The following is a 21,840-nucleotide window of genomic DNA, read 5'->3' on the forward strand; positions in this document are numbered from 1 at the left end:
AATTACTCCTCTTGACAATAAGCAACTTCCCCTCTACAAACCGTATAAGCAACATCCATCTCCTCATCTAACAAAACAAAATCCGCATCCTTCCCAACTTCAACACTGCCCTTTCGATCAAAAATACCAACTTGTTTCGCCGGATTAACTGCTGTCATTTTAACAATATCCTGTAAAGTAACTCCATCTAGTTCCAGCATCATCTTCACCGCATCAATCATTTTCAAAATACTGCCAGCCAATGAGCCATTATCCAGGGTAGCTTCTCCATTTTTCACAAAAACAGGCTGTCCTCCAAGCTCGTACTCTCCCTCTTTCAAGCCTTTTGCCCGCATCGCATCGGTAATCATAATAATTCGATCAGACCCAACATTATCAAAAATAAGCTGCAGCATCTCTGGCACAACATGAATACCATCTGAAATCAACTCAGCGCGTAAATCCTCTAACTGAAAGGAAGCCCCTACCGCTCCGATATCCCGATGATGTATACCATTCATTGCATTACATAAATGCGTCAACTGTCTAACCCCTAATTTCGTGGCATTCTTTATCTGTTGAAAGGAAGCATCTGTATGCCCTGCAGATACATTCACGCCAGATTGATTTAGTGTTTGTATAAACTCTCCTGTTTTATCATGCTCAGGAGCCATAGTAATTGTCCGAATTTGTCCGTTTACATCATCCTGCCATGTGAGAAATTTAGCCAGATCCGGTTCTGTAATATATTGTTTCGGCTGTGCTCCTGCTTTGGAAACTTCTACAAAAGGACCTTCTAAATGAACACCGACTAAATCCGCTCCTGTTTTTTGTTCATCAGCAGTCCATGCAGCAACATTTTTTAAAGCATTAGAGATTTCTTCGTCTGATTGGGTAATAGTTGTAGCGAGATAGCTGGTCGTTCCTTCTGATGGCAGCTTTTCTGCAAGTGTCTGTAAGGCTTCTGGTGTCGCATCCATCACATCCACACCATAGCCACCATGAATATGTCCATCAATAAATCCCGGCAGCAATTTCAATTTGCTCTCTGCATCGATCACTTTTCCAGAAAAGGATAGATCAGCTGCTTCTTCTTGTGTCAGAATCTGTGTTATTCTTCCGTTCTCTGATATAACGGATGCATTTTTTATAACTCCTTCCGGCAGATACGCTTCTTGAATGTTTTTTATAAGCAATGTTGATTGTTCCACCCTCTATTCCTCCAATTTATCTATTTCTTCTATTATAACGCTATCTCTTTAATAAATGTATATTTTGTTGTTATTTCCCGGGAAATGAAATGATTTAGCGAAATTCATTTATTGAAAAGTTGCACATAAAGGTCTGTTCATTATTCATTCACATTAATTACCAATAAACATCATGTAAATAATTACTTTTTATAATCATTATGAACTAAATATATTAAAGTTGATGATACTTTTAACCCGATTATATACCTATTAATTAAATGAAAGAGTTATCAAAACAGTTCTATCGACCTTATTTTTTAAAACATTACAAACATGTTACATTTCTCTATATAACCTACCAATATTATCTATAAAACGATATAATTCTATAAAGATGTATTTATTGGATTATTTTTCATAGACAGATGTGCTAGATTACATATTTGTACTATGCCGTAATGAAATAAACTAGTAATACTTCATTAAAACTAACAATCTACATTCTATCAATCACAATAAACAAACATCTGGAAGTAAAATACATCTTGTTCGTTTATGGAATATGGGATTTGTACTTATACCGGGATTGTCGTACATCGTTTATGGATTTATTTCTTCATTAATATAATGTACGGACAAAGCTAATAGAAAGTATACCTGTCACACACAGTTATTTTCTTGATGCACTCCTCTTTGGTCTCCTACAAATCATATTCAAACACATCTCTAAAACCCCAATCATTAAAATCTAAGGAGGAAACGCACACATGGCTAACAAAAAAATCATCTTCTCTGTTACTGCATCTGCAGCAATTGCATCTGCCTTTGTAGCAACAGACAGTGCTGACGCAGCATCTTACAAAGTAAAAAGTGGCGACAATCTATGGAAAATCGCCCAAAGTCAAGGAACAACCGTGTCCAAATTAAAATCTATCAATAACCTTTCTTCGGATCTTATTTTCCCGAATCAGGTTTTACAAACAACTGGGTCTTCAAGTTCGAATTCCAGCTCTGGTTCTTCTTCTAGTTCCAGCTCCAGCTCGAATTCAAGCTCAAGCAGTTCCAGCGGAAGTACATATACAGTGAAATCCGGTGATACATTAAGCGGTATTGCCTCTCGACACGGTATTTCTTTAAATAACCTAATGAAGTGGAATAATCTATCTACGACATTAATTTACCCTGGAAATAAATTAACTGTCAGCAGCGGCGGTTCCAGCAGTTCAAGCTCTAGTAATTCTAGCAGCTCTAGTTCCAATTCAAGTTCTGGATCAAGCTCCAGTTCTTCCAGCACCTATAAGGTGAAATCTGGGGACAGCCTTTCTAAAATCGCAAGTCAGCATGGAACGACTGTATCTAAATTAAAATCGCTCAATAACCTGTCATCTGATTTGATTATTGCCGGCCAGACATTAAAAGTAAATGGTTCCAGCAGCTCTAGTTCCAGCTCTTCTAACAGCAGCAGTTCAAATAGCAGCTCTGGATCATCCAACAGCTCTTCCAGCAGCTCATCATCTAGTGCAGGTTATAATGTAGACACCCTTATCTCTGTCGGGAAAAGCCAACAGGGCGACCCTTATGTATGGGGAGGAAGTTCTCCTGGCGGGTTTGATTGCAGTGGGTTCATCTATTACGCTTATAATCAGGCAGGTAAAAATATTCCTCGTACCAGTGTTGCAGGCTATTATGACAGAGCACAGACGATTAGCAATCCGCAGGTAGGAGATTTAGTATTCTTCTCTGGAACGTATAAATCTGGTCCATCTCATATGGGTATCTATGTTGGAAATAATCAGTTCCTTCATGCAGGTTCATCTACTGGTGTTACCATCACATCCTTGGATAACCCTTACTGGAGCTCTCATTTCGACAGCTTTAAACGTTTTTATTAAAATACGAGTATTATTGAAAAATCTGTACCCGCCTGTTCCAGACGAACAGCAGGTACAGATTTTTATTTTGCTTCCCGCTTGACAAACCGGTCATGTTCGTGTCTTTTCAAAAAATGGTACTTCATAACACAATAGATTATGGTAAAATTAAAAATAGATAATTAGAAATACGAATAATTAGGAGGAGAATTGATTCCATGTTAGTAGGACTAATGCAACCTTTCAAAGAACCAACCGATCTGGCAAAAGAGATATCCATCGAAGCACAATCCAAAGGAATCGAGATTCTGTATATGAACCCAAGCGATATCAACGAAGATGACCATATGACCTCCGGGATGGTTTTAAAGGAAGATACGTGGGAAAATGTCGAGATGTCTATTCCAAAGATTATTGATGTTTCTGCATTCTGCTTAAAATCCAAACAAAAAATAGCCTATTTACAAGATCGCGCCTACTTAACCGAGGATGGGAGAAATAAAATCTCCAAGGAAAGTGTCCAGGAAATGTTAACAAAGGATCCGCAGCTTCAGAAGTATGCCATTCCAACCTTACGTTGTAAAAGCTTCTCTATTATTAAAGGCTTTTTAATAAAATATGGAGAAGTCGTTGTGAAGCCTGTCTACAGTCAATCCGGAGAAAACATTTATAAAATCGTACAGGCAGATAAAGATTCCTTCCTGGTCAGTCATCAGGATTCCACTGCGAATGCGAACATGACATTGAAAGAAGTCTTCGCATTCTTTCAATCTATTATTTCCAAACGTAAATGTATTGTCCAGCCATACATACCTTCCAGAACGGAACAGGGTGAGCCCTTTAATTGCCGTGTTCATTTAGAGAAAAATAAAGTGGGCGAGTGGGTCATTGTGAAAAAATATATTCGCGTTGGTACGGAAAAACAAGTTTCTCCCAACAATCAAGAAAGCGGCGTCACCTTTGATGCAGGTATGTTTTTAACATTAAAATTTACTGAGGATGCCCCTGCAGTGGATGAGCATCTGAATTCGTTTGCCTTAAATGTTGCAAAAAAAATAGAAAAAACACGAAAAAAAGAATTAGCTACACTTGGTCTGGATATTGGAATCGATAAGGACCAGAACCTTGTGCTCTTTGAGTCCATCAGTGCCCCTGATTCTTCACTGCTTCATCAAGAAGTAGCACAATTACGAACAGACTATTATGTTTACTTAGCTGAACAAAATGCGAATCATTCCCCCAAGGAATTAGCTTAAGAAGCTCGGTTCTCTATATGTTTCTTTAAACGATGTATTCTGCCAGAAATGCCACAGCACGCTGCGACATTTCTGGCAGCTCTATATCCATTACAGCTATCTGTACGTTCAGCTTACCTTATGCCATGCATAATGCTTTTTGCACAGAACTTCATTTTCTAAATTCCCTTTTTCTATAGCGAAAAAACATATTTTTTGTCCTCAGATTTATTCCTGGTTCTTTTCTTATGTTACTATTACGTTAATACGGTTTTAGGAGGTGGAAATGATACGTACTATTCTCACTTATGGAACGTTTGATTTACTGCATGTAGGCCATGTGAATTTATTAAAGCGTGCAAAAGAAATGGGTGATTATCTTATTGTAGGATTATCCACCGATGATTTTAATATACTCAAGCATAAGCAGTCTTTTTATTCCTATGAAGACCGGAAAATCATTCTTGAATCTGTACGTTATGTCGATAAGGTTATCCCTGAAATCTCCTGGGAGCAAAAAAAAGATGATATTTTAACCTATCACGTCGATACATTTGTTATGGGGAATGATTGGAAAGGAAAATTCGATGCCCTGCGCTCTTTTTGTGAAGTGGTCTACCTCCCTCGGACAGATGGTATCTCTTCTACGTTGATTAAGGATAATTTAAGAGACGACAGCTGAAAATAGACACTCTGTCATATAAATAAAGCTGGCGCCGTTTCAGCGTGTCTCAGCTGTACTTATGTGATGGATAAATTATTTGATTCCCCCTGTTACATCATCATAAAACGAAACTTCATTCAGTGGGAGTTTTTCGACGCACAGGATGTGCTAGTGTAGACGTTGCGACAACGCTTTTCGGTGGGGTGAGTAATCGCAACCCCAGGACGTCGCGAATTTAGTCTGTTTCCTTAATTCTCCCACTGAATGATTAGTTGAGTGATTCAGGCAGTTAGCGCCCGTTATCTCCCGCCTAAATAAATTTATTCTCTCTCTTATTATTTTGAGGCGGGAGTTTTACGGGCGTTTCTCCGTGATAAATATGTAATGCAATTGTAAATTTACTAATAGTTCATTCCATAGTAAAATTAAATGGGCTTTATCAAGAAATCCGTCGATATTTCTTGTAAAAAAAGGAGATTTGTAATGGTAAAACAAAAAAATATGCGAGGCCGCAGAGTGACGCGAAAAAAGCGTAAACTCCGTAAAGGTGTCTTAATTACCTTAATTATTATAGGCTTAGCTTTAGTCAGTGTTGTTGGTTATGGAAGTTATTTATATGTTAAAGCAAATAATGCAGTCTCTGATTCTTATGAGGATGACGGTCGAGAAAAATCCGATTTGAGGGATTTTGAGGTTGACCCGAATATCGACAACGTGTCTATCCTTATTATTGGAGTCGATGAAAACGAACATCGAAATAATGCAGAAACCTCTCGCTCTGATACGTTGATGTTAGCAACGTTTAACAGAGATGAAGGCAGCGTTAAATTAGTTAGTATCCCGCGTGATTCGTATGTATATGTCCCAGAAGTAGGCCGTGAGGAAAAAATTACTCATGCTCATGCCTATGGCGGACCAAAAGCAACGATTGAAACGGTTGAAAATTTAATGGATATTCCAGTCGACTATTATGTCCGTGTTAATTTCCACGCCTTTGTTGATGTGGTAGATGCTATCGGCGGCATTGACGTTGATGTTCCATATGAACTTAAAGAGTCTGATTCCATGGATAAAGGGGAAGCAATCCATCTGCTTCCTGGAGAACAAACCGTTGATGGTGAAGAAGCATTAGCATTCGCCCGGACCCGTAAACTGGATAATGATATTGAGCGCGGAAAACGGCAAATGGAAGTTGTCAATGCCGTAGCAGATAAAGCAGCATCTCTTAGCTCTGTGTTTCAATTTGATGACTTGATTGCCGCGGTCGGCAACAACATGAATACAAACATGACATTCAATGAAATGATGACTTTTATTAAGTACGCTACCGGAGGTCTTGATATTGAAGACCTGACCTTAGAGGGCAGTGATTATCAGCCTGGTTCTACTTATTATTGGCTGCTTGACGAGCCGGCGTTAGAAGAGACGAAAAGGATGCTTCAAAATCACTTAGAAATCTCCGGTTCCTCTGCGGAGAAATCAGGAGAAACTTATGAAGATCCTAATTCGGAGGAACCGACAGAAGAAGGAACGTATGAAGAGGAAGGCTCTTATGAAGAACAAGGTGAACCTTATCAGGAGGAAGAGCCTTATCAGGAAGAAGTGCCTCAAGAAGAAACGGACGAATATGGAAATCCTTTATAAAACGAAACTCTTTCCCAGATTTATTGGGAAAGAGTTTTTTTTGCTTATTTGGAAGTCCATTAAAAAAAGACCTAAAAATGAGAGAATTACGCTATTCATAAATTAGTATTCTTTTATTCCTTCTCTAAATGATATAATGAAATAAAGTCTGTTTAATGAGGTGTAAATGCATGGATATAAAAGAAATTACCGGGCGATCCTTAAGCACATCTAATAAAATGCTGGCTGAGGAAGCCTATCATCGTGGTATTACATTTGAAATTTTACCTAAGAAGCGATTCAAAATGATTTATGGTAAGAAAAGTTATATCATCAGGAGAGGCAGAATATCAGCTGCTTATAATACAACGTTGGCAACAAAACTTACAAAATATAAAAATGCGACAGGCAACCTGTTATGCGCAATGGGTTATCCCGCTCCAGAAAATGCAGTTTTTTCAAAAAATCAAGTAGATAGAGCCTGGAAATGGGCAGAAGATATCCTTCCCGTTGTGCTAAAACCCAACGATGGTCTCATGGGCAAATTAGTATTTGTAGAAATAGATACGTATGATGAATTTAAAGCCTGTTTTGAGAAGATTGCCGAATCCCGCGATGAAATTTTGATTGAAAAGTTTGTAGAAGGGATAGAATATCGATTTACCTTTGTAAAAAATGAAATTGTAGCAGTTGCCAAAAGAGTTCCTGCCAATGTTATCGGGGACGGTTTGCAAAATATTGAACAATTAATCACATCGAAAAATGAACAACGTACTCAAAGGAAGAACCCGCTGCATAAAAAACTGGATACCAGTGAAGAGAGTGAACGCGTTTTAAAAAAACAAGGTTTCTCCTTTAAGGATATTCCGAAAAAAGGCGAGATTGTCTATCTAAGAAATAATTCAAATGTTTCCACCGGCGGTGATGCAGTCGATGTCACCGATGATATCTCACCAGAACTGAAAGAAACCATACGAAAAGCAATCCTCGCTATACCTGGATTGAGAGTCTGCGGAGTAGATGTACTAATTAATGGAGACGACTATCATATTCTAGAAATTAACTCTCATGCAATGCTGACAATGCATCATTTCCCATGGGAAGGCGAGGCACGTGAAGTAATTTCAAAAGTAATAGACGGCATGTTTCCAGAATCACTAAAAAATGAGTAAACTTTTACTTTTATACTTAAGAGTTTCTCCTAAACATTATCATAGAAAAAGTCTCGCTACTCTTGTACTTATCCAAGAATAGTGAGATTCTTTATTTTAACCTTCTCTTATGCAATTCTTCTTTCTTGTTAACTAAAGAAATAAAGCTTCCTCTCGCCCTGATTCCACATACCACTGAAAATAGATGTATTCCTAATAGAACAAAGCAGAAGACAGCTAAAGACGTCATCAGCTGTGCGTTATTAACCACAATTCCCATCGCACCGAAGAACATACTGAATGCGTAGATAATCCATACAGATTGTCTATGGGAATAACCATTTTTCAGTAATAGATAATGAATATGATTTCGATCTGCTACCGAAATGCCTTGTTTATTACTAATTCTCCGGATGATTGCAAGCAGCGTATCGAATACCGGGAGTGCAATTACAATAATCGGGATAACGAAGCTGAAGAAGGCTACATTTTTGAATAAGCCAAGCATCGATATAATCGCAATCGAATATCCTAAGAATAATGCTCCGGTGTCTCCCATAAAGATTTTTGCCGGATGAAAATTGAATGCTAAGAACCCTAGTGTTGCACCAATCAACAGGACACATAATCCAATGACAACCACACGATAATCCATGATGGCCATAATCAAAATGCTGATGAAGGCAATGGTTGATACGCCTCCAGCCAGACCGTCTAATCCATCAATCAGATTAATCGCATTTGCAGCCGCCACAATCCAGAAAATCGTAAGAGCTATCCCAACATACTCTCCCAAGAAAACCGTTCCCATAAAAGGTAATGTCACTTTCTCAATGACTAATCCGGAATAAGCTACAACCGAAGCTGCTCCTATTTGCCCTAACAGCTTAGTCCCGGGCCGAAGATCCACAATATCATCCAGAAACCCTGTCAATAGCATGATGATCCCGCCAATGATAATTGCAGTCATCTGCGGATGTTCCGGTTGCAGATAGAGGAATCCTGCGGCAATGCCAATGAAAATAGCTAATCCGCCAATGCTTGGGACTGCCCGTTGATGTTGTTTTCTATTATCAGGCTGATCTACTAGATTGCATTTTTTAGAGATCCATATAATGATTGGTGTCGTGATAATTGCTGTCAGCAAAGCGATAACAAACGCGATCAGCAACTCAGCAGCACTCCACATAGTTGTTCACCTACTTAATTATATTCTAGTAAACTTACCTTTGTATTCTATTACCCATTCTTTCATTTATCATACCATAATTTGATACGAACTGTTATATAAAAAAGCAAAAAAACACCCGAATCGCTTTTTGGAGAAAGTAATTCGGGTGTTAAAACATATTAACGATATTGCGTAATGTTAAATTTGAATACCGGGTTATTCAGCATATCATATAATCTCTTGATGCTTGGAACTTGTTTCACTGCCCAGCCAATATCTGTTGCATATTGCGGGTATCCAGGGTTCGCAGGATTCCATCTCATTTTATATAACGTATTTTGGTTATATTGATTATGAATGTAGCTATTTCCAATAAATTCGGCGCCGCCAATGATAGCCTGTTCCGGTGAGAACCAGCCTTCATTATAAGCTCTGATGGCTCCACCGTTATGCGCATTGCCATCTACCGCACCGATACCATACATATTGTATGTGGTTCTGATATTTCGAAGACTGCTTCGATTGGATGAAGTAACCACAACAGGATTTCCGCTGCTATTTATCCCTACTTCAATTCCTTTTGCTAAAGCAGAGCTTCCATTACCAGTTTCCAATAACGCATGTGAAATCAAATAGATTTCGTTGACACTATGCTGTTTGCCAGCTGTTATAAAGGCTTGTCCTCTGCCGGCAAGAATGCCTTTCCCTTTTAGAATATCGTTATTTAAGGAAGAGGCTGTGACACCAACACTGCTGGTCAAATCTAAATGCTGGAAGATATCATTATTATCTGGATTCAGATAACTGCTTACATCACTTCTTGTCGGATTTCTCCAAGCAATATAGCTGATTCTGTACCAATTACCTGTAGAACCAAGAATTGTGACCTGTGTTCCCTTTTTTATCTGACCATAAATGTGGCTCGAACTGCTTGCAGAGGAGCGGACATTTACATTTGCAGTAGTTCTGTTTGAACCATTCACATAATTCTTATGCACATAAGCAGGTTCATTTCGATACATATCTGTCTGCTGTAATTGGTTCATTTGCGTGTCCAACGCCTGATTGAATGTTACGTCATACGTTTCGTGGTTAATTACCCAGCGATTGCTGATTGCTTCATCTAGAGCAGCGAGTGTTCTTTCATCTGCTATTCCATTTACGCGTAAGTTATTATCTCTTTGGAATTGCTTTATTTGGCTTTCCATATAACTTCCAAAAAGCGTGGTTACGGATATATTTCCGTATCCAAGGCTGTTTAATTGCCGTTTAATCTCTGGAATGCTACTGTGGCGTTTCCCTCTTTGAAGTGGATGGTTATATACACTGTTCAACTTCTCTTTTGTTGCTTTATTCATTTTTCCTGTTGCACTTAACCCATAATATGATTGGAACCTCTTTACTTGTGTTTCCATGAAGCTTCCATAAAGGCTTGTTTCTGTGATATTTCCAAATCCAATGGCATTCAATTGTTTTTTATATTGAACAATTTCTGCATGCCGGTCTCCACGCTGATACGTGTCTTTTGGTGCAAGTTCTTTTAACTTAGCAACTGTTACTTCATCTGCTATTCCACTGACACGCAGACCATGATCTTTTTGAAATTCCTTTATTTTTTTCTCCATAAAGCTTCCATAAAGAGTCGTTACTGATATATTTCCGTACCCAAGGCTGTTTAATTGCCGTTTAATCTCTGGAATGCTACTGTGGCGTTTCCCTCTTTGAAGTGGATGGTTATATACACTGTTCAACTTCTCTTTTGTTGCTTTATTCATTTTTCCTGTTGCACTTAACCCATAATATGATTGGAACCTCTTTACTTGTGTTTCCATGAAGCTTCCATAAAGGCTTGTTTCTGTGATATTTCCAAATCCAATGGCATTCAATTGTTTTTTATATTGAACAATTTCTGCATGCCGGTCTCCACGCTGATACGTGTCTTTTGGTGCAAGTTCTTTTAACTTAGCAACTGTTACTTCATCTGCTATTCCACTGACACGCAGACCATGATCTTTTTGAAATTCCTTTATTTTTTTCTCCATAAAGCTTCCATAAAGAGTCGTTACTGATATATTTCCGTACCCAAGGCTGTTTAATTGCCGTTTAATCTCTGGAATGCTACTGTGGCGTTTCCCTCTTTGAAGTGGATGGTTATATACACTGTTCAACTTCTCTTTTGTTGCTTTATTCATTTTTCCTGTTGCACTTAACCCATAATATGATTGGAACCTCTTTACTTGTGTTTCCATGAAGCTTCCATAAAGGCTTGTTTCTGTGATATTTCCAAATCCAATGGCATTCAATTGTTTTTTATATTGAACAATTTCTGCATGCCGGTCTCCACGCTGATACGTGTCTTTTGGTGCAAGTTCTTTTAACTTAGCAACTGTTACTTCATCTGCTATTCCACTGACACGCAGACCATGATCTTTTTGAAATTCCTTTATTTTTTTCTCCATAAAGCTTCCATAAAGAGTCGTTACTGATATATTTCCGTACCCAAGGCTGTTTAATTGCCGTTTAATCTCTGGAATGCTACTGTGGCGTTTCCCTCTTTGAAGTGGATGGTTATATACACTGTTCAACTTCTCTTTTGTTGCTTTATTCATTTTTCCTGTTGCACTTAACCCATAATATGATTGGAACCTCTTTACTTGTGTTTCCATGAAGCTTCCATAAAGGCTTGTTTCTGTGATATTTCCAAATCCAATGGCATTCAATTGTTTTTTATATTGAACAATTTCTGCATGCCGGTCTCCACGCTGATACGTGTCTTTTGGTGCAAGTTCTTTTAACTTAGCAACTGTTACTTCATCTGCTATTCCACTGACACGCAGACCATGATCTTTTTGAAATTCCTTTATTTTTTTCTCCATAAAGCTTCCATAAAGAGTCGTTACTGATATATTTCCGTACCCAAGGCTGTTTAATTGCCGTTTAATCTCTGGAATGCTACTGTGGCGTTTCCCTCTTTGCAATGGACTATTATACACACTATTTAGTTTATTTTTTGTTGCTTGGTTCATCTGACCATTAACAGTTAGTCCATAATATGATTGGAATCTTCTCACCTGTGTTTCCATGAAACTTCCGTAAAGAGTTGTCTCTGTGATATTTCCAAAACCAATAGCATTTAACCGCTTCTTCAGTTTAACAATCTCTTGATGTCTGTCTCCCTGTTTGAAAGTCCCGTTTGCAGAAAATACTGTTGCTCTGACAAAGCTTTGTATGCTGATTTCTTGTTCTTCTTCTAATTCAGCATTTTCTTCTGCGTCTGCTCCAGACTCTTCCTCTGTTGCTTCCTCAGTGTTTTCTTCTGTATCTGCTTCAGTTTCTTCCTCTGTTGCTTCCTCAGCGTTTTCTTCTGTATCTGCTTCAGACTCTTTCTCTGTCGCTTCTCCAGCGTTTTCTTCTGTATCTGCTTCAGACTCTTCCTCTGTCGCTTCTCCAGCGTTTTCTTCTGTATCTGCTTCAGACTCTTCCTCTGTCGCTTCTCCAGCGTTTTCTTCTGCGTCCGCTTCAGTTTCTTCCTCTGTTGCTTCTTCAGCGTTTTCTTCTGCGTCCGCTTCAGTTTCTTCCTCTGTTGCTTCTTCAGGACTTTCCTCTGCTTCGGCTTCAGCGTCTTCTTCCGCATCTGCTGCCGGCAGTTCTTCGACTTCTTCCTCTTCCGTCACAAATTCTTCAGGTTTACTGAACTCCAGGTGCTCTTCACGGTCGAATGAATCGTCTGCTAAAATGTATTCTATTTGTAGTAGTGTGTCTTCATCTGCAACTCCCGTGTCTTCTATGTCATAAAACTCTTGAAATGCTTTTACAGCTTCCTCTGTATGTAGGCCGTAATAAGTTGTAGGTTTTTCTAATGCTGCAAATCCAAGCTCTGTTAAATCTTCTTTCAGATCTAGAATTTTTTCATCGTCATCCCCTAATTTAAGCTTTATTTCTTCTGACACCGCTTCGTCCGTGGAAGAATCCTGTTCATCAACATCTGATTCTTTATCCCTTTCTTCTGGCTCATTATTTTGCTCATCTTCTTTAGATGAATGACTCATCGCATATACTTCACTGACGGAAGCAAATGGAGAAGTTACTAATAAAATCACCAAAAAGAAAGGAAACCACTTTCTTCTCAAATCTTTCCACCTCCTATATTTAATTCTAGCTTTCTATCTATATATCGGCAATACCTAATCTTTTCTTAAGTCATTTTTTTTAAATTGAAACCGTTTTACCGCGGTCAAACGTTCACGAAAGATTCACTATTTTACTAGATTGTTTTATTAGCGCCAAAAGTCCTGATTTTGCAGTTTTTTTAAGTAAGATAAATTGAAAACTTCACTTAGGAATTTCCTTCCTGCTATATGAATATAACTCTTCTAAATTTCTTTCCTTAGATAGAAAGGACTATAATCGTCCAAAATAATAATTATAGCCCTTCCATTTATAATGTGTGTGCTGATTTCCTTTTAGCCTCTATCCCAATCCATTTTCCGAAGTTTACGTTTGGCGCTCTTTGCCCAGCTTTTTACTGCTTCCAAGCTTACCTGTTCTTTCTCTGCAATTTCCTGATTGGATAGTCCTTCTATAATTGCACAGTTAAACCAGACTTTTTGCTTTTCCGTCAGTATCGATGTGAATTCAGAGAAATCGGTTTCACTTTCCTGATCCAGTTTTTCCTGCGGATTCGTTCCCCCTTCATTTTTAGAGAGTATTTTTTTCTTTTTCCCATCCATATAATTTCCTGCCTGCGTCTCTACTTCTTGCTGATGCCCTAGCTGCTCTATGTATTTCCTTTCCAAAATGGATTTATGAAATACATTCACCAAACGATTTCGAATTTCAAAATTCATGTATGTCGCTAATGGTCCTTTATCCGGATTATAGTTTTCATACGCTCTCCACATGGCTACAAGTCCTTCTTGAAAATATTCCCCATCCTTATCATTAATTTGCAGCCTTGCCATTTGGTAGTATACCCTACGCTGATTCTGTTCAATAAAATCCTCCAGTTCCCATTTCTTCTTTGTCATTTTTGAACTCCCCTTTCAATAGATTGCTTTTAATCTAGCAGAAGTTAAAAATTATGTCATATTGCCAAACTAGGATTTTCTCGGAGTAAAATCCTAGTTTGTCCGGGTAAACTGTCGTTTTTTAATAAATATGCTACCGTTTAACGCTACAAACGGTAATTTATAACTTATTTGACCTTTTTAACGACATTTTTCGACATTCTCTGGAGGGCCCCTGCTATAAAGTGTGATATAGAGCGTTTTATAGGATCATTCTTCCCTTTTTAAACAAGTAATTTTTTTATCAAAACATAAAATCTTTTTATAAACATGCCCCTTTTTGTCTCTGAGAATTGAATATAAGTGTGAAAGGAGGTGATGACCATGGCAGTCGCAGAATTAACCGAATCGGTTTTGCAGCTTACGCTGAATGAAGGCGTGGACCCGATTACCGGCGAGTTTGTCCTAAAGCAAAAACGATTCAATTATGTGAAACCAGACGCTACTGCTGAACAGCTCTTATTAACAGCAAATGCATTCGCATCTGTTCAGCAGCATACCCTGTACGCAATCAGCCGTCGGGATGTTTCCGAAATTCATGAAAGAGAAGCTTAATGGGGGATTCAGTAAAGAAAGGTGGTGAGAACCTATGCGCAAGCTTGAATTGAAATTTATAAATGAAGAAGGCCGTGTGGTAACCTACACGCTCGATCATCCTGTGGAACCAGCTGATCCAGCAGCTGTTCAGCAAGCAATGGATACCATTCTTCAGCAGGATGCCCTGTATTCCGCAAGCGGCGGATTAACTGAAATCCACAGTGCCCGTATTGTGGAACGTATTGTGGAAGATATTGAATTATAATCCTTTTATCGTAACAAGACTCTGGCCCGTGAGGATGCTCTCCTCACGGCATTGTCTTTTATTCTAGAAAATTCTTCCGTTATTCGTCTGAAAGCTTGTTCTTAAAATTTGTTTAAAAATCAAAGGTGGTGAATGCGATGGAGGCATGGATTTCTCTATTAACCGATATTGGGTTTCCTGCTGCGGTAACCTTCTATTTATTACACCGGGTCGAAGGAAAGCTGAATCAGTTGATTGAGTCCATCTACTCGATTTCTATTCCAAAACGATTACATTAAAAAGAGGATTTTCCCATGTTACGCCTGTGGGAAAATCCTCTTTTCTATTATTCTTGGAAAAATGCTGTTTCTTATCTTCTTTTCAGATTATAAGATTGTGCAATGGCATCTGCTGTATATTGTGCCAGCTGCTTTTTATAGCTGTCACTTTTCAGCAATGCGTTTTCTGTGAAATTATCGATAAACAGGTATTCAATAAGAATCGCCGGCATATCTGTGTTCCGTAGAACATTAAAGTTCGCTGACTTTTGTCCTCTGTCGGAAACATTTAAACGGGAAGAAATATACGAATGAATGTCATTTTGTCTATTTCTTGTTTCCTGAGAAACGCCCCCATTGTAGATATACGATTCAAATCCGCCTGTTGACCCATTAAAGGCGTTGTTATGGAAACTCACAAAATAATCAGCACCCCATCTATTCGCATGGTTTGCCCGTTCGGTTAATTCAACAAAAACATCTGATCTTCTCGACATTTCTACTTCAACACCCTGATACTTACTCGTAAGTATCCGCTCTGTTTCCAGTGCAATGTCCAATACAACGTCTTTCTCGTTTAAACCGTAACCTTGACCGCCTGGGTCATGCGCTCCATGACCGGGATCAAGAAAGATTTTTACATTCGATTGCTGATCAAACGCTTGATTGATTCGGCTTAAAGTAACTTCATCAATAATTCCATTTACTCGTAAGCCATTGTCTCTTTGGAACTGTTCTACTTTTTGCTCCATATAGCTGCCAAACAACGTGGTAATACTGATATAACCATAGCCCAGACTGTTTAATTTTTGTTTAATATCCGGGATGTCATTGTGACGTTTCCCTTGCTGAAATGGACTGTTATAGACACTGTTCAGCTTTATTTTTGTAGCATTATCGATTGTTCCATTGACGTTAAGTCCATAGTATTCTTGGAATCTCTTTACTTGTGTTTCCATGAAACTTCCATAAAGCGTTGTCTCTATTATGTTTCCAAAGCCTATCGCATTCAATTGTTTCTTAAATTCTGCAATATCTGCGTGCCTGTCTCCTCTTTGATACGTATCCTTCGGAGCCTGCTCATTCAATTTAGATAATGTTACTTCATCTATGATTCCACTTACTCGCAAGCCGTGGTCTCTTTGGAAGTCCCTCACTCTTTGTTCCATAAAGCTTCCAAATAACGTTGTTACACTTATATTTCCGTAACCCAGATTATTTAACTGACGTTTAATTTCCGGAATATCATCATGGCGTTTCCCTCTTTGTAACGGACTATTATATACACTGTCTAATTTGTCTTTGGTCACTGTATTCATTTCACCGGTTACATTGAGTCCATAATATTCTTGGAATCTCTTTACTTGTGTTTCCATGAAACTTCCATAAAGCGTTGTCTCTATTATGTTTCCAAAGCCTATCGCATTCAATTGTTTCTTAAATTCTACGATATCTGCGTGCCTGTCTCCTCTTTGATAGGTGTCCTTCGGAGCCTGCTCATCCAATTTAGATAATGTTACTTCATCTATGATTCCACTTACTCGCAAGCCGTGGTCTCTTTGGAAGTCCTTCACTCTTTGTTCCATAAAGCTTCCAAATAACGTTGTTACACTTATATTTCCGTAACCCAGATTATTTAACTGACGTTTAATTTCCGGAATATCATCATGGCGTTTCCCTCTTTGTAACGGATTGTTATATACACTGTCTAATTTGTCTTTGGTCACTGTATTCATTTCACCGGTTACATTGAGTCCATAATATTCTTGGAATCTCTTTACCTGTGTTTCCATGAAACTTCCATAAAGCGTTGTCTCTATTATGTTTCCAAAGCCTATCGCATTCAATTGTTTCTTAAATTCTACGATATCTGCGTGCCTGTCTCCTCTTTGATAGGTGTCCTTCGGAGCCTGCTCATCCAATTTAGCTTCATCTATGATTCCTGTCTCCAAGCCGTGGTCTTTGATCCTTCACTCTTTGTTCCATAAAGCTTCCAAATAACGTTGTTACACTTATATTTCCGTAACCCAGATTATTTAACTGACGTTTAATTTCCGGAATATCATCATGGCGTTTCCCTTTTGTTTGTTATATACTGTCTAATTTGTCTTTGGTCACTGTATTCATTTCACCGTTACATTGAGTCCATGCTCTTCCTCAGTTTCTCTATTATGAGCCTTTGTTTCCATGCAAAAGCGTTGTCTCTATTTTGCAGCCTTCTTAAATTCTGCAATATTTGATGTTTTGCTAGTCAGTTCTTACTGTTCCAGTTCCTGCTCTTCCTCAGTTTCTGAGCCTTCTTCTGTTTCAGTTCCATGTTCTTCCTCAGTTTCTGAGCCTTCTTCTGTTTCAGTTCCATGTTCTTCCTCAGTTTCTGAGCCTTCTTCTGTTTCAGTTCCCTGCTCTTCCTCAGTTTCTGAGCCTTCTTCTGTTTGCATGCCTGTCTCCTCTTTGATACGAACTCTGAGCATTGCTAGTCAAGCCTTGTTGTCTTACTGTTCCAGTTCCCTGCTCTTCCTCAGTTTCTGAGCCTTCTTCTGTTTCAGTTCCATGTTCTTCCTCAGTTTCTGAGCCTTCTTCTGTTTCAGTTCCATGTTCTTCCTCAGTTTCTGAGCCTTCTTCTGTTTCAGTTCCCTGCTCTTCCTCAGTTTCTGAGCCTTCTTCTGTTTCAGTTCCCTGCTCTTCCTCAGTTTCTGAGCCTTCTTCTGTTTCAGTTCCCTGCCCTTCCTCAGTTTCTGAGCCTTCTTCTGTTTCAGTTCCATGTTCTTCCTCAGTTTCTGAGTCTTGCTCAATTTCTTCCTCTTCTGTGACAAATTCTTCAGGCATACTGAACTCTAAATGCTCTTCACGATTAAATGCATCTTCTGATAAGATGTCTTCTATTGTTAGTAATGTGTCTTCATCTACAATTCCTGTCTCTTCTATGTCATGAAATTTTTGAAATGACTTTACAGATTCTTCTGTATGTAAGCCAAAATATTCTGTTGGATCTTCCAATGCTGCAAATCCAAGCTCTGTTAAAGCTTCTTTCAGTTCTTGAATTGTTTCATCTTCATCACCTAATTGAAAAAACATCTCTTCCGACTTTACTTCATTTGCCTGGACATCATGTTCAGTGATTATTCTGTTGTAGTCTTCCTCTTTGTTATCATCGCCATGTTGACTTAGTTTAGACTGATTATTACTCATCGCGTATACTTCGTTTACAGTAGAAAATGGTGAAATAACTAACAATGCAATGACTAAGAGAGGAATCCATTTTTTCCTCAAACTTCTACACCTCCATTTTTATAATTTACTCTCTCTTTATCTATCGGCAGCAAACAGGGTTTATTTAGTGAAAAAGTAACAAAAAAATATTTTCCACTGCCAAAAGAAAGGATTCACAATAGGTTAACCACTCTTTAATTAAGTCTATATACCTACACTTTGTTTATATGTATGTCTTGAAAAATCGTTAGTAGAATGGAATTGTAATATTTTTTCTTTTTATATCAATATATATTTAAATATAGGCTCCCTTAAAATGTGAATCGTAAATAATATTAACAGAAAATTATTTTTTGAACAACGATTTTTAGAGAGCGAAATTTTATTTATATGACTTTATTAGTAAAAGAGCCAGATATTATAATAAAGCAATAATCTATAGTCTTTCTAAATATTTGATACAAGAAAAAAATCTCCACAATCTAGTTCAATTATTAGTTCAAATTTAGTGGAAGAAATATTGACTAAAATATTAACGAATGCTTAAAATCAGCTGTTACGAGTACTTCTATTTACGCTATTTGTAAAAATAGATTATTAATGGCACTTATTTAAGAAGTTGCTGAATTAAACTCCTAAAACTAGTGACTTATAAAACCATGTTTTTGAACTAACTGCCAGCAATACTTTTAAAATCAAATGTCATTTTAAAGACATTAAAACCTGGTATTCATCAATTTATACTTTACTACTTAGGTCCTTAATACTTTCTTAAAAAATTAAAAATGGAGCAATTCATTATATTTAAAAACAATAATAAATTACTCCTCTCTTTAACTTTTTATTCAGACGAAGTTATAATTTTAAAACCAGTTTTTCTTGGTCTGCCCGAAATTTTTAAATCTTCCTCTTTAATACCTTTTACTGCAGATTTTTTCGAGCCTTTCTCAACATAATCTCTAAATGAATTTAACTCTTCTTGGGATTCACCTACAAGGTATATATCTACTGTATTTTTATCTCTTTTTTTAGCATATCCATATAAATTTCTTTCCAGTGCATACCTTTTTATCCTTGTCATATATCCTACTTTATTTAATTTTCCAGTCGCTGTATATTTCTTTGCATATGTTTTGTTCAACGGGGTTTTATCAATTTTTATTTCCTCAATAGCACCATTTTTGATAGGTTCTAAAATACTAAGATAGTCAAAATAAAAAGAAGTCTTTTTGGTATTTTCTGTTTCGGGGAAATAATGATCTATTATTGCACCTGGAACATCTCGTGCTTTCCCTACTAATGGGAACAAGTGAAAACCAATTTCTGCTGTTCCATTTACTTCTAATACTACTCCCTTACGTTTGTCCTGAGGATCAACAATAATATCCACTCCAGCATGTGGAATAGCAGGCAAAGCTTTTAATGCATTCACAGCAATTTGCTTTACTTCGTCTGTCAATTCATCCGTTGCTTCAATCGGATCTCCTCCTGATGATAAATTACTTTTTTCTCTTAGAAAAATCTGCTCACCTTGTTTTGGAATACTGTCTAATTTATACCCCGATCTTTCAAGCATATAAGACACTTCATAGTCAATCTTTATTGGCTTTGGTGCTAAATATGGATTCTGTTTTCTTTCTTCATTTTTTATTTCGATTAATTTTTCGACCGTGTTTATTCCATCTCCATTGATATTAGCAGGAATCCGGTTCGTTGCTCCAATAACTTTATCTCCAACCACATATATTCGATATTCATTACCATTGTAATGTTTTTCTACAATATACTGACGATAAGAATATTTCGATCTCAACTCTTTTAAAATATCAACTAATTCATTTTCACTCGATATATTTGTATAGACTCCTTTTCCCATACTCCCGTTTAACGGTTTTATAATGACAGGATATCCAATCTGATTTGCATAATGGATAATATCCTTATCAGTCTTCAGTGTTTTACCTATAGGGATAGGCACATTACTTTGTTCAAGAAAAGCTTTGGTTTCTTCTTTATCCTGACAAATTCTTACTGTCTTATTAGCAACTTTATCTCCTCTTGAACGAAAGAAGTAATGTAGCTTATCTCCATTACTCAAAGAATAGAATTTCCCATGTGTACTACTATTCATTCTATCTAATTTACAAAGACTTGACTCGTCTTTATACCATTTTAATTCCAAACCTCTTCTCCAACCTTCTAATGCTACTAAATAAGAACATAATTGGAAGCCAGTTATACCTTCTACAACTTTTTTGCTTAGTGTGGGTAAAAGTTCTACTTCTTGGGATTTCATAGCCATGCTCCTCGTATAATTTAAGTTGTTTTTGTTGATAATTTAACCATTTTTAAAATATTAACTTATTAAATATAAGAACAATAACATATATTATAGTTGATCACCAATTTAAGAATTGTCTTTTTTAATAATTGATATTTCTTTTTTCAATGTCTCAATTTCACTTCTTAATTTATCATTTTCGTTTAAAAGCTGATCACGTGTTTTTAATTCTATTTTATTATTTTCTTTTTTTATTAAGTGTTTTGTATAAGCAGCTCGCAGCATAGCTACTTCCCCCCGTGCAAATGTACCACCGGGGAAGGAATTTATTTCAAATAAAAAGAAGTTATTATTATCTAATCCTAAATCTAATGCAATTGTTCCAATATCAAAATCATATAACTTTTCAAACGCTTCTGGAAAGCCCTCCAAATGATTTTTTAATTTTTGTAATAATTCATCACCTTTTTCTTCACCATACATTGATTTTAAAAATAAACCTGTGCGAATAACTGAACCGCCTTTTGCTATATTAGAAACAAGATTATTATTTGTAGATACTCGTGCATAAGTTTGCACACGTACCCACTTACCTTTACCATTTTTCTCAAAATGTACTCTAATATCAAAAGGTAATCCTTTTTCGGTTTTTGAATTTAAATATTTTTGCGCTATATAATTACTTTTAGTTTTGTCGATTAATTGAAGCAATTCTTCTTTATTTATTTTGCGAACTTTCTTTTGTTCAATATATTTTAACTCATCATTTTCTTTTTCCAGTGCGAATATGCCTCTCCCCATTGTACTATTAATTGGTTTAAATAAAATCTTATTATGTTTACTTAACATATCTAAAACATTTTCTTCCGTTATCTCATCAATAGACGGTATATACAAACCATTTAATAAGTTGTTCTTTTTCAATAAATTTTCGACATGGAGTTTTCCTCCAAAATAATGAAACATTAGTTTACTATTCTGTTCTAAAAAATTATAAGCCTTACTATTTGCTTTTATAAATGGCATATTATTTATTATTTTAGGTAAAGGGACAGTTTTTGTTTTCCAGCCTTTTTCTGAATAACATTTTCCAGTTACTGTTTTATTCTCAAAATCTATATCTTTAATCTCAAAAACAATTAAATTCATTCCATGATAACTATGAGCAATTGCATTTAATTTTCTAGTTTGTACACTATCTGACTTAAATCTTAAATATCCGACATACATTCTATCATTCCTTATTCATATTTATTTACAATTATAAAGTATTTAATCCTGTAAAGCATCTATTACTACTTAAAGAACATTCTCTTTTTTATTTGCTAAACCCGTTC

Annotated in this window: 17 protein-coding genes; 8 read left to right on the forward strand and 9 right to left on the reverse strand. The window is 36.9% G+C overall.

The window, feature by feature from the left end; all coding sequences use genetic code 11:
- Positions 1-2: 2 nt before the first annotated feature.
- Positions 3-1,190 (reverse strand): N-acetylglucosamine-6-phosphate deacetylase, encoded by a 1,188-nt coding sequence (gene nagA, locus MKY65_RS20550; RefSeq protein ID WP_339180193.1) that lies wholly within the window; start codon positions 1,188-1,190, stop codon positions 3-5.
- Positions 1,191-1,939: 749 nt separating this feature from the next.
- On the opposite strand from nagA, the gene MKY65_RS20555 reads away from it, so the two are divergent.
- From MKY65_RS20555 to MKY65_RS20575, 5 genes are all read left to right on the forward strand, one after another.
- Positions 1,940-3,064, forward strand: coding sequence for a LysM peptidoglycan-binding domain-containing protein (locus MKY65_RS20555; RefSeq protein WP_339180195.1), 1,125 nt, complete (start codon positions 1,940-1,942; stop codon positions 3,062-3,064).
- A gap of 197 nt (positions 3,065-3,261) precedes the next feature.
- Positions 3,262-4,299 carry a YheC/YheD family protein gene (locus MKY65_RS20560; protein WP_339180198.1) on the forward strand — a complete coding sequence of 346 codons (1,038 nt, stop codon included), beginning with the start codon at positions 3,262-3,264 and terminating at the stop codon, positions 4,297-4,299.
- Positions 4,300-4,567: 268 nt separating this feature from the next.
- Positions 4,568-4,960 carry a glycerol-3-phosphate cytidylyltransferase gene (gene tagD / locus MKY65_RS20565; protein WP_289585075.1) on the forward strand — a complete coding sequence of 131 codons (393 nt, stop codon included), beginning with the start codon at positions 4,568-4,570 and terminating at the stop codon, positions 4,958-4,960.
- 465 nt (positions 4,961-5,425) lie between these two features.
- Positions 5,426-6,586: an LCP family protein gene (locus tag MKY65_RS20570; protein ID WP_339180200.1), complete on the forward strand. Its 1,161-nt coding sequence runs from the start codon at positions 5,426-5,428 to the stop codon at positions 6,584-6,586.
- A gap of 170 nt (positions 6,587-6,756) precedes the next feature.
- The gene (locus MKY65_RS20575; RefSeq protein ID WP_339180203.1) at positions 6,757-7,737 is read left to right on the forward strand and encodes an ATP-grasp domain-containing protein; all 981 of its coding nucleotides are present in this window, start codon (positions 6,757-6,759) and stop codon (positions 7,735-7,737) included.
- Between the two features lie 91 nt (positions 7,738-7,828).
- On the opposite strand, the gene MKY65_RS20580 is transcribed toward MKY65_RS20575, so the two are convergent.
- From MKY65_RS20580 to MKY65_RS20590, 3 genes are all read right to left on the reverse strand, one after another.
- Positions 7,829-8,905 (reverse strand): MraY family glycosyltransferase, encoded by a 1,077-nt coding sequence (locus tag MKY65_RS20580; RefSeq protein WP_339180206.1) that lies wholly within the window; start codon positions 8,903-8,905, stop codon positions 7,829-7,831.
- Between the two features lie 161 nt (positions 8,906-9,066).
- Positions 9,067-13,017, reverse strand: coding sequence for a peptidoglycan-binding protein (locus MKY65_RS20585; protein WP_339180209.1), 3,951 nt, complete (start codon positions 13,015-13,017; stop codon positions 9,067-9,069).
- 333 nt (positions 13,018-13,350) lie between these two features.
- Complete coding sequence (locus MKY65_RS20590) at positions 13,351-13,914, reverse strand: sigma-70 family RNA polymerase sigma factor (RefSeq protein ID WP_042529623.1); 564 nt, start codon at positions 13,912-13,914, stop codon at positions 13,351-13,353.
- Between the two features lie 363 nt (positions 13,915-14,277).
- On the opposite strand from MKY65_RS20590, the gene MKY65_RS20595 reads away from it, so the two are divergent.
- The 3 genes from MKY65_RS20595 to MKY65_RS20605 all read left to right on the forward strand — a co-directional run bounded on the left by MKY65_RS20595 (position 14,278) and on the right by MKY65_RS20605 (position 15,033).
- Positions 14,278-14,508 carry a DUF1659 domain-containing protein gene (locus MKY65_RS20595; RefSeq protein WP_042529621.1) on the forward strand — a complete coding sequence of 77 codons (231 nt, stop codon included), beginning with the start codon at positions 14,278-14,280 and terminating at the stop codon, positions 14,506-14,508.
- Positions 14,509-14,542: 34 nt separating this feature from the next.
- Positions 14,543-14,755, forward strand: a complete 213-nt coding sequence (locus MKY65_RS20600) for a DUF2922 domain-containing protein (protein ID WP_339180213.1) — start codon at positions 14,543-14,545, stop codon at positions 14,753-14,755.
- Positions 14,756-14,892: 137 nt separating this feature from the next.
- Positions 14,893-15,033: a YvrJ family protein gene (locus MKY65_RS20605; RefSeq protein WP_084612819.1), complete on the forward strand. Its 141-nt coding sequence runs from the start codon at positions 14,893-14,895 to the stop codon at positions 15,031-15,033.
- A gap of 71 nt (positions 15,034-15,104) precedes the next feature.
- Here MKY65_RS20605 and MKY65_RS20610 read toward each other — a convergent pair whose 3' ends face one another.
- The 5 genes from MKY65_RS20610 to MKY65_RS20630 all read right to left on the reverse strand — a co-directional run bounded on the left by MKY65_RS20610 (position 15,105) and on the right by MKY65_RS20630 (position 21,733).
- Complete coding sequence (locus MKY65_RS20610) at positions 15,105-16,964, reverse strand: peptidoglycan-binding protein (protein ID WP_339180218.1); 1,860 nt, start codon at positions 16,962-16,964, stop codon at positions 15,105-15,107.
- Between the two features lie 306 nt (positions 16,965-17,270).
- Positions 17,271-17,450 (reverse strand): hypothetical protein, encoded by a 180-nt coding sequence (locus MKY65_RS20615; RefSeq protein WP_339180220.1) that lies wholly within the window; start codon positions 17,448-17,450, stop codon positions 17,271-17,273.
- Complete coding sequence (locus tag MKY65_RS20620; RefSeq protein WP_339180222.1) at positions 17,422-18,282, reverse strand: peptidoglycan-binding domain-containing protein; 861 nt, start codon at positions 18,280-18,282, stop codon at positions 17,422-17,424. The genes MKY65_RS20615 and MKY65_RS20620 overlap by 29 nt, the downstream gene beginning before the upstream one ends.
- A gap of 781 nt (positions 18,283-19,063) precedes the next feature.
- On the reverse strand, positions 19,064-20,518 hold the full coding sequence (locus tag MKY65_RS20625) for an acylphosphatase (protein WP_339180224.1): 1,455 nt from the start codon (positions 20,516-20,518) through the stop codon (positions 19,064-19,066).
- A 111-nt stretch (positions 20,519-20,629) separates the two neighbouring features.
- A complete protein-coding gene (locus MKY65_RS20630; RefSeq protein ID WP_339180227.1) occupies positions 20,630-21,733 on the reverse strand; it encodes a YheC/YheD family protein in 1,104 nt (367 codons plus the stop codon).
- Positions 21,734-21,840 lie beyond the last annotated feature (107 nt).

The organism is Oceanobacillus sp. FSL W7-1293, from assembly GCF_037969815.1.
Lineage (GTDB): Bacteria > Bacillota > Bacilli > Bacillales > Amphibacillaceae > Oceanobacillus > Oceanobacillus oncorhynchi.

Coding starts and splice junctions, on each gene's coding strand:
- MKY65_RS20555 (WP_339180195.1), top strand. CDS start 1,940: ATGGCTAACAAAAAAATCATCTTCTCTGTTACTGCATCTGCAGCAATT.
- MKY65_RS20560 (WP_339180198.1), top strand. CDS start 3,262: ATGTTAGTAGGACTAATGCAACCTTTCAAAGAACCAACCGATCTGGCA.
- MKY65_RS20570 (WP_339180200.1), top strand. CDS start 5,426: ATGGTAAAACAAAAAAATATGCGAGGCCGCAGAGTGACGCGAAAAAAG.
- MKY65_RS20575 (WP_339180203.1), top strand. CDS start 6,757: ATGGATATAAAAGAAATTACCGGGCGATCCTTAAGCACATCTAATAAA.
- MKY65_RS20580 (WP_339180206.1), bottom strand. CDS start 8,905: ATGTGGAGTGCTGCTGAGTTGCTGATCGCGTTTGTTATCGCTTTGCTG.
- MKY65_RS20590 (WP_042529623.1), bottom strand. CDS start 13,914: ATGACAAAGAAGAAATGGGAACTGGAGGATTTTATTGAACAGAATCAG.
- MKY65_RS20595 (WP_042529621.1), top strand. CDS start 14,278: ATGGCAGTCGCAGAATTAACCGAATCGGTTTTGCAGCTTACGCTGAAT.
- MKY65_RS20600 (WP_339180213.1), top strand. CDS start 14,543: ATGCGCAAGCTTGAATTGAAATTTATAAATGAAGAAGGCCGTGTGGTA.
- MKY65_RS20605 (WP_084612819.1), top strand. CDS start 14,893: ATGGAGGCATGGATTTCTCTATTAACCGATATTGGGTTTCCTGCTGCG.
- MKY65_RS20615 (WP_339180220.1), bottom strand. CDS start 17,450: ATGCAAACAGAAGAAGGCTCAGAAACTGAGGAAGAGCAGGGAACTGAA.
- MKY65_RS20625 (WP_339180224.1), bottom strand. CDS start 20,518: ATGAAATCCCAAGAAGTAGAACTTTTACCCACACTAAGCAAAAAAGTT.
- MKY65_RS20630 (WP_339180227.1), bottom strand. CDS start 21,733: ATGTATGTCGGATATTTAAGATTTAAGTCAGATAGTGTACAAACTAGA.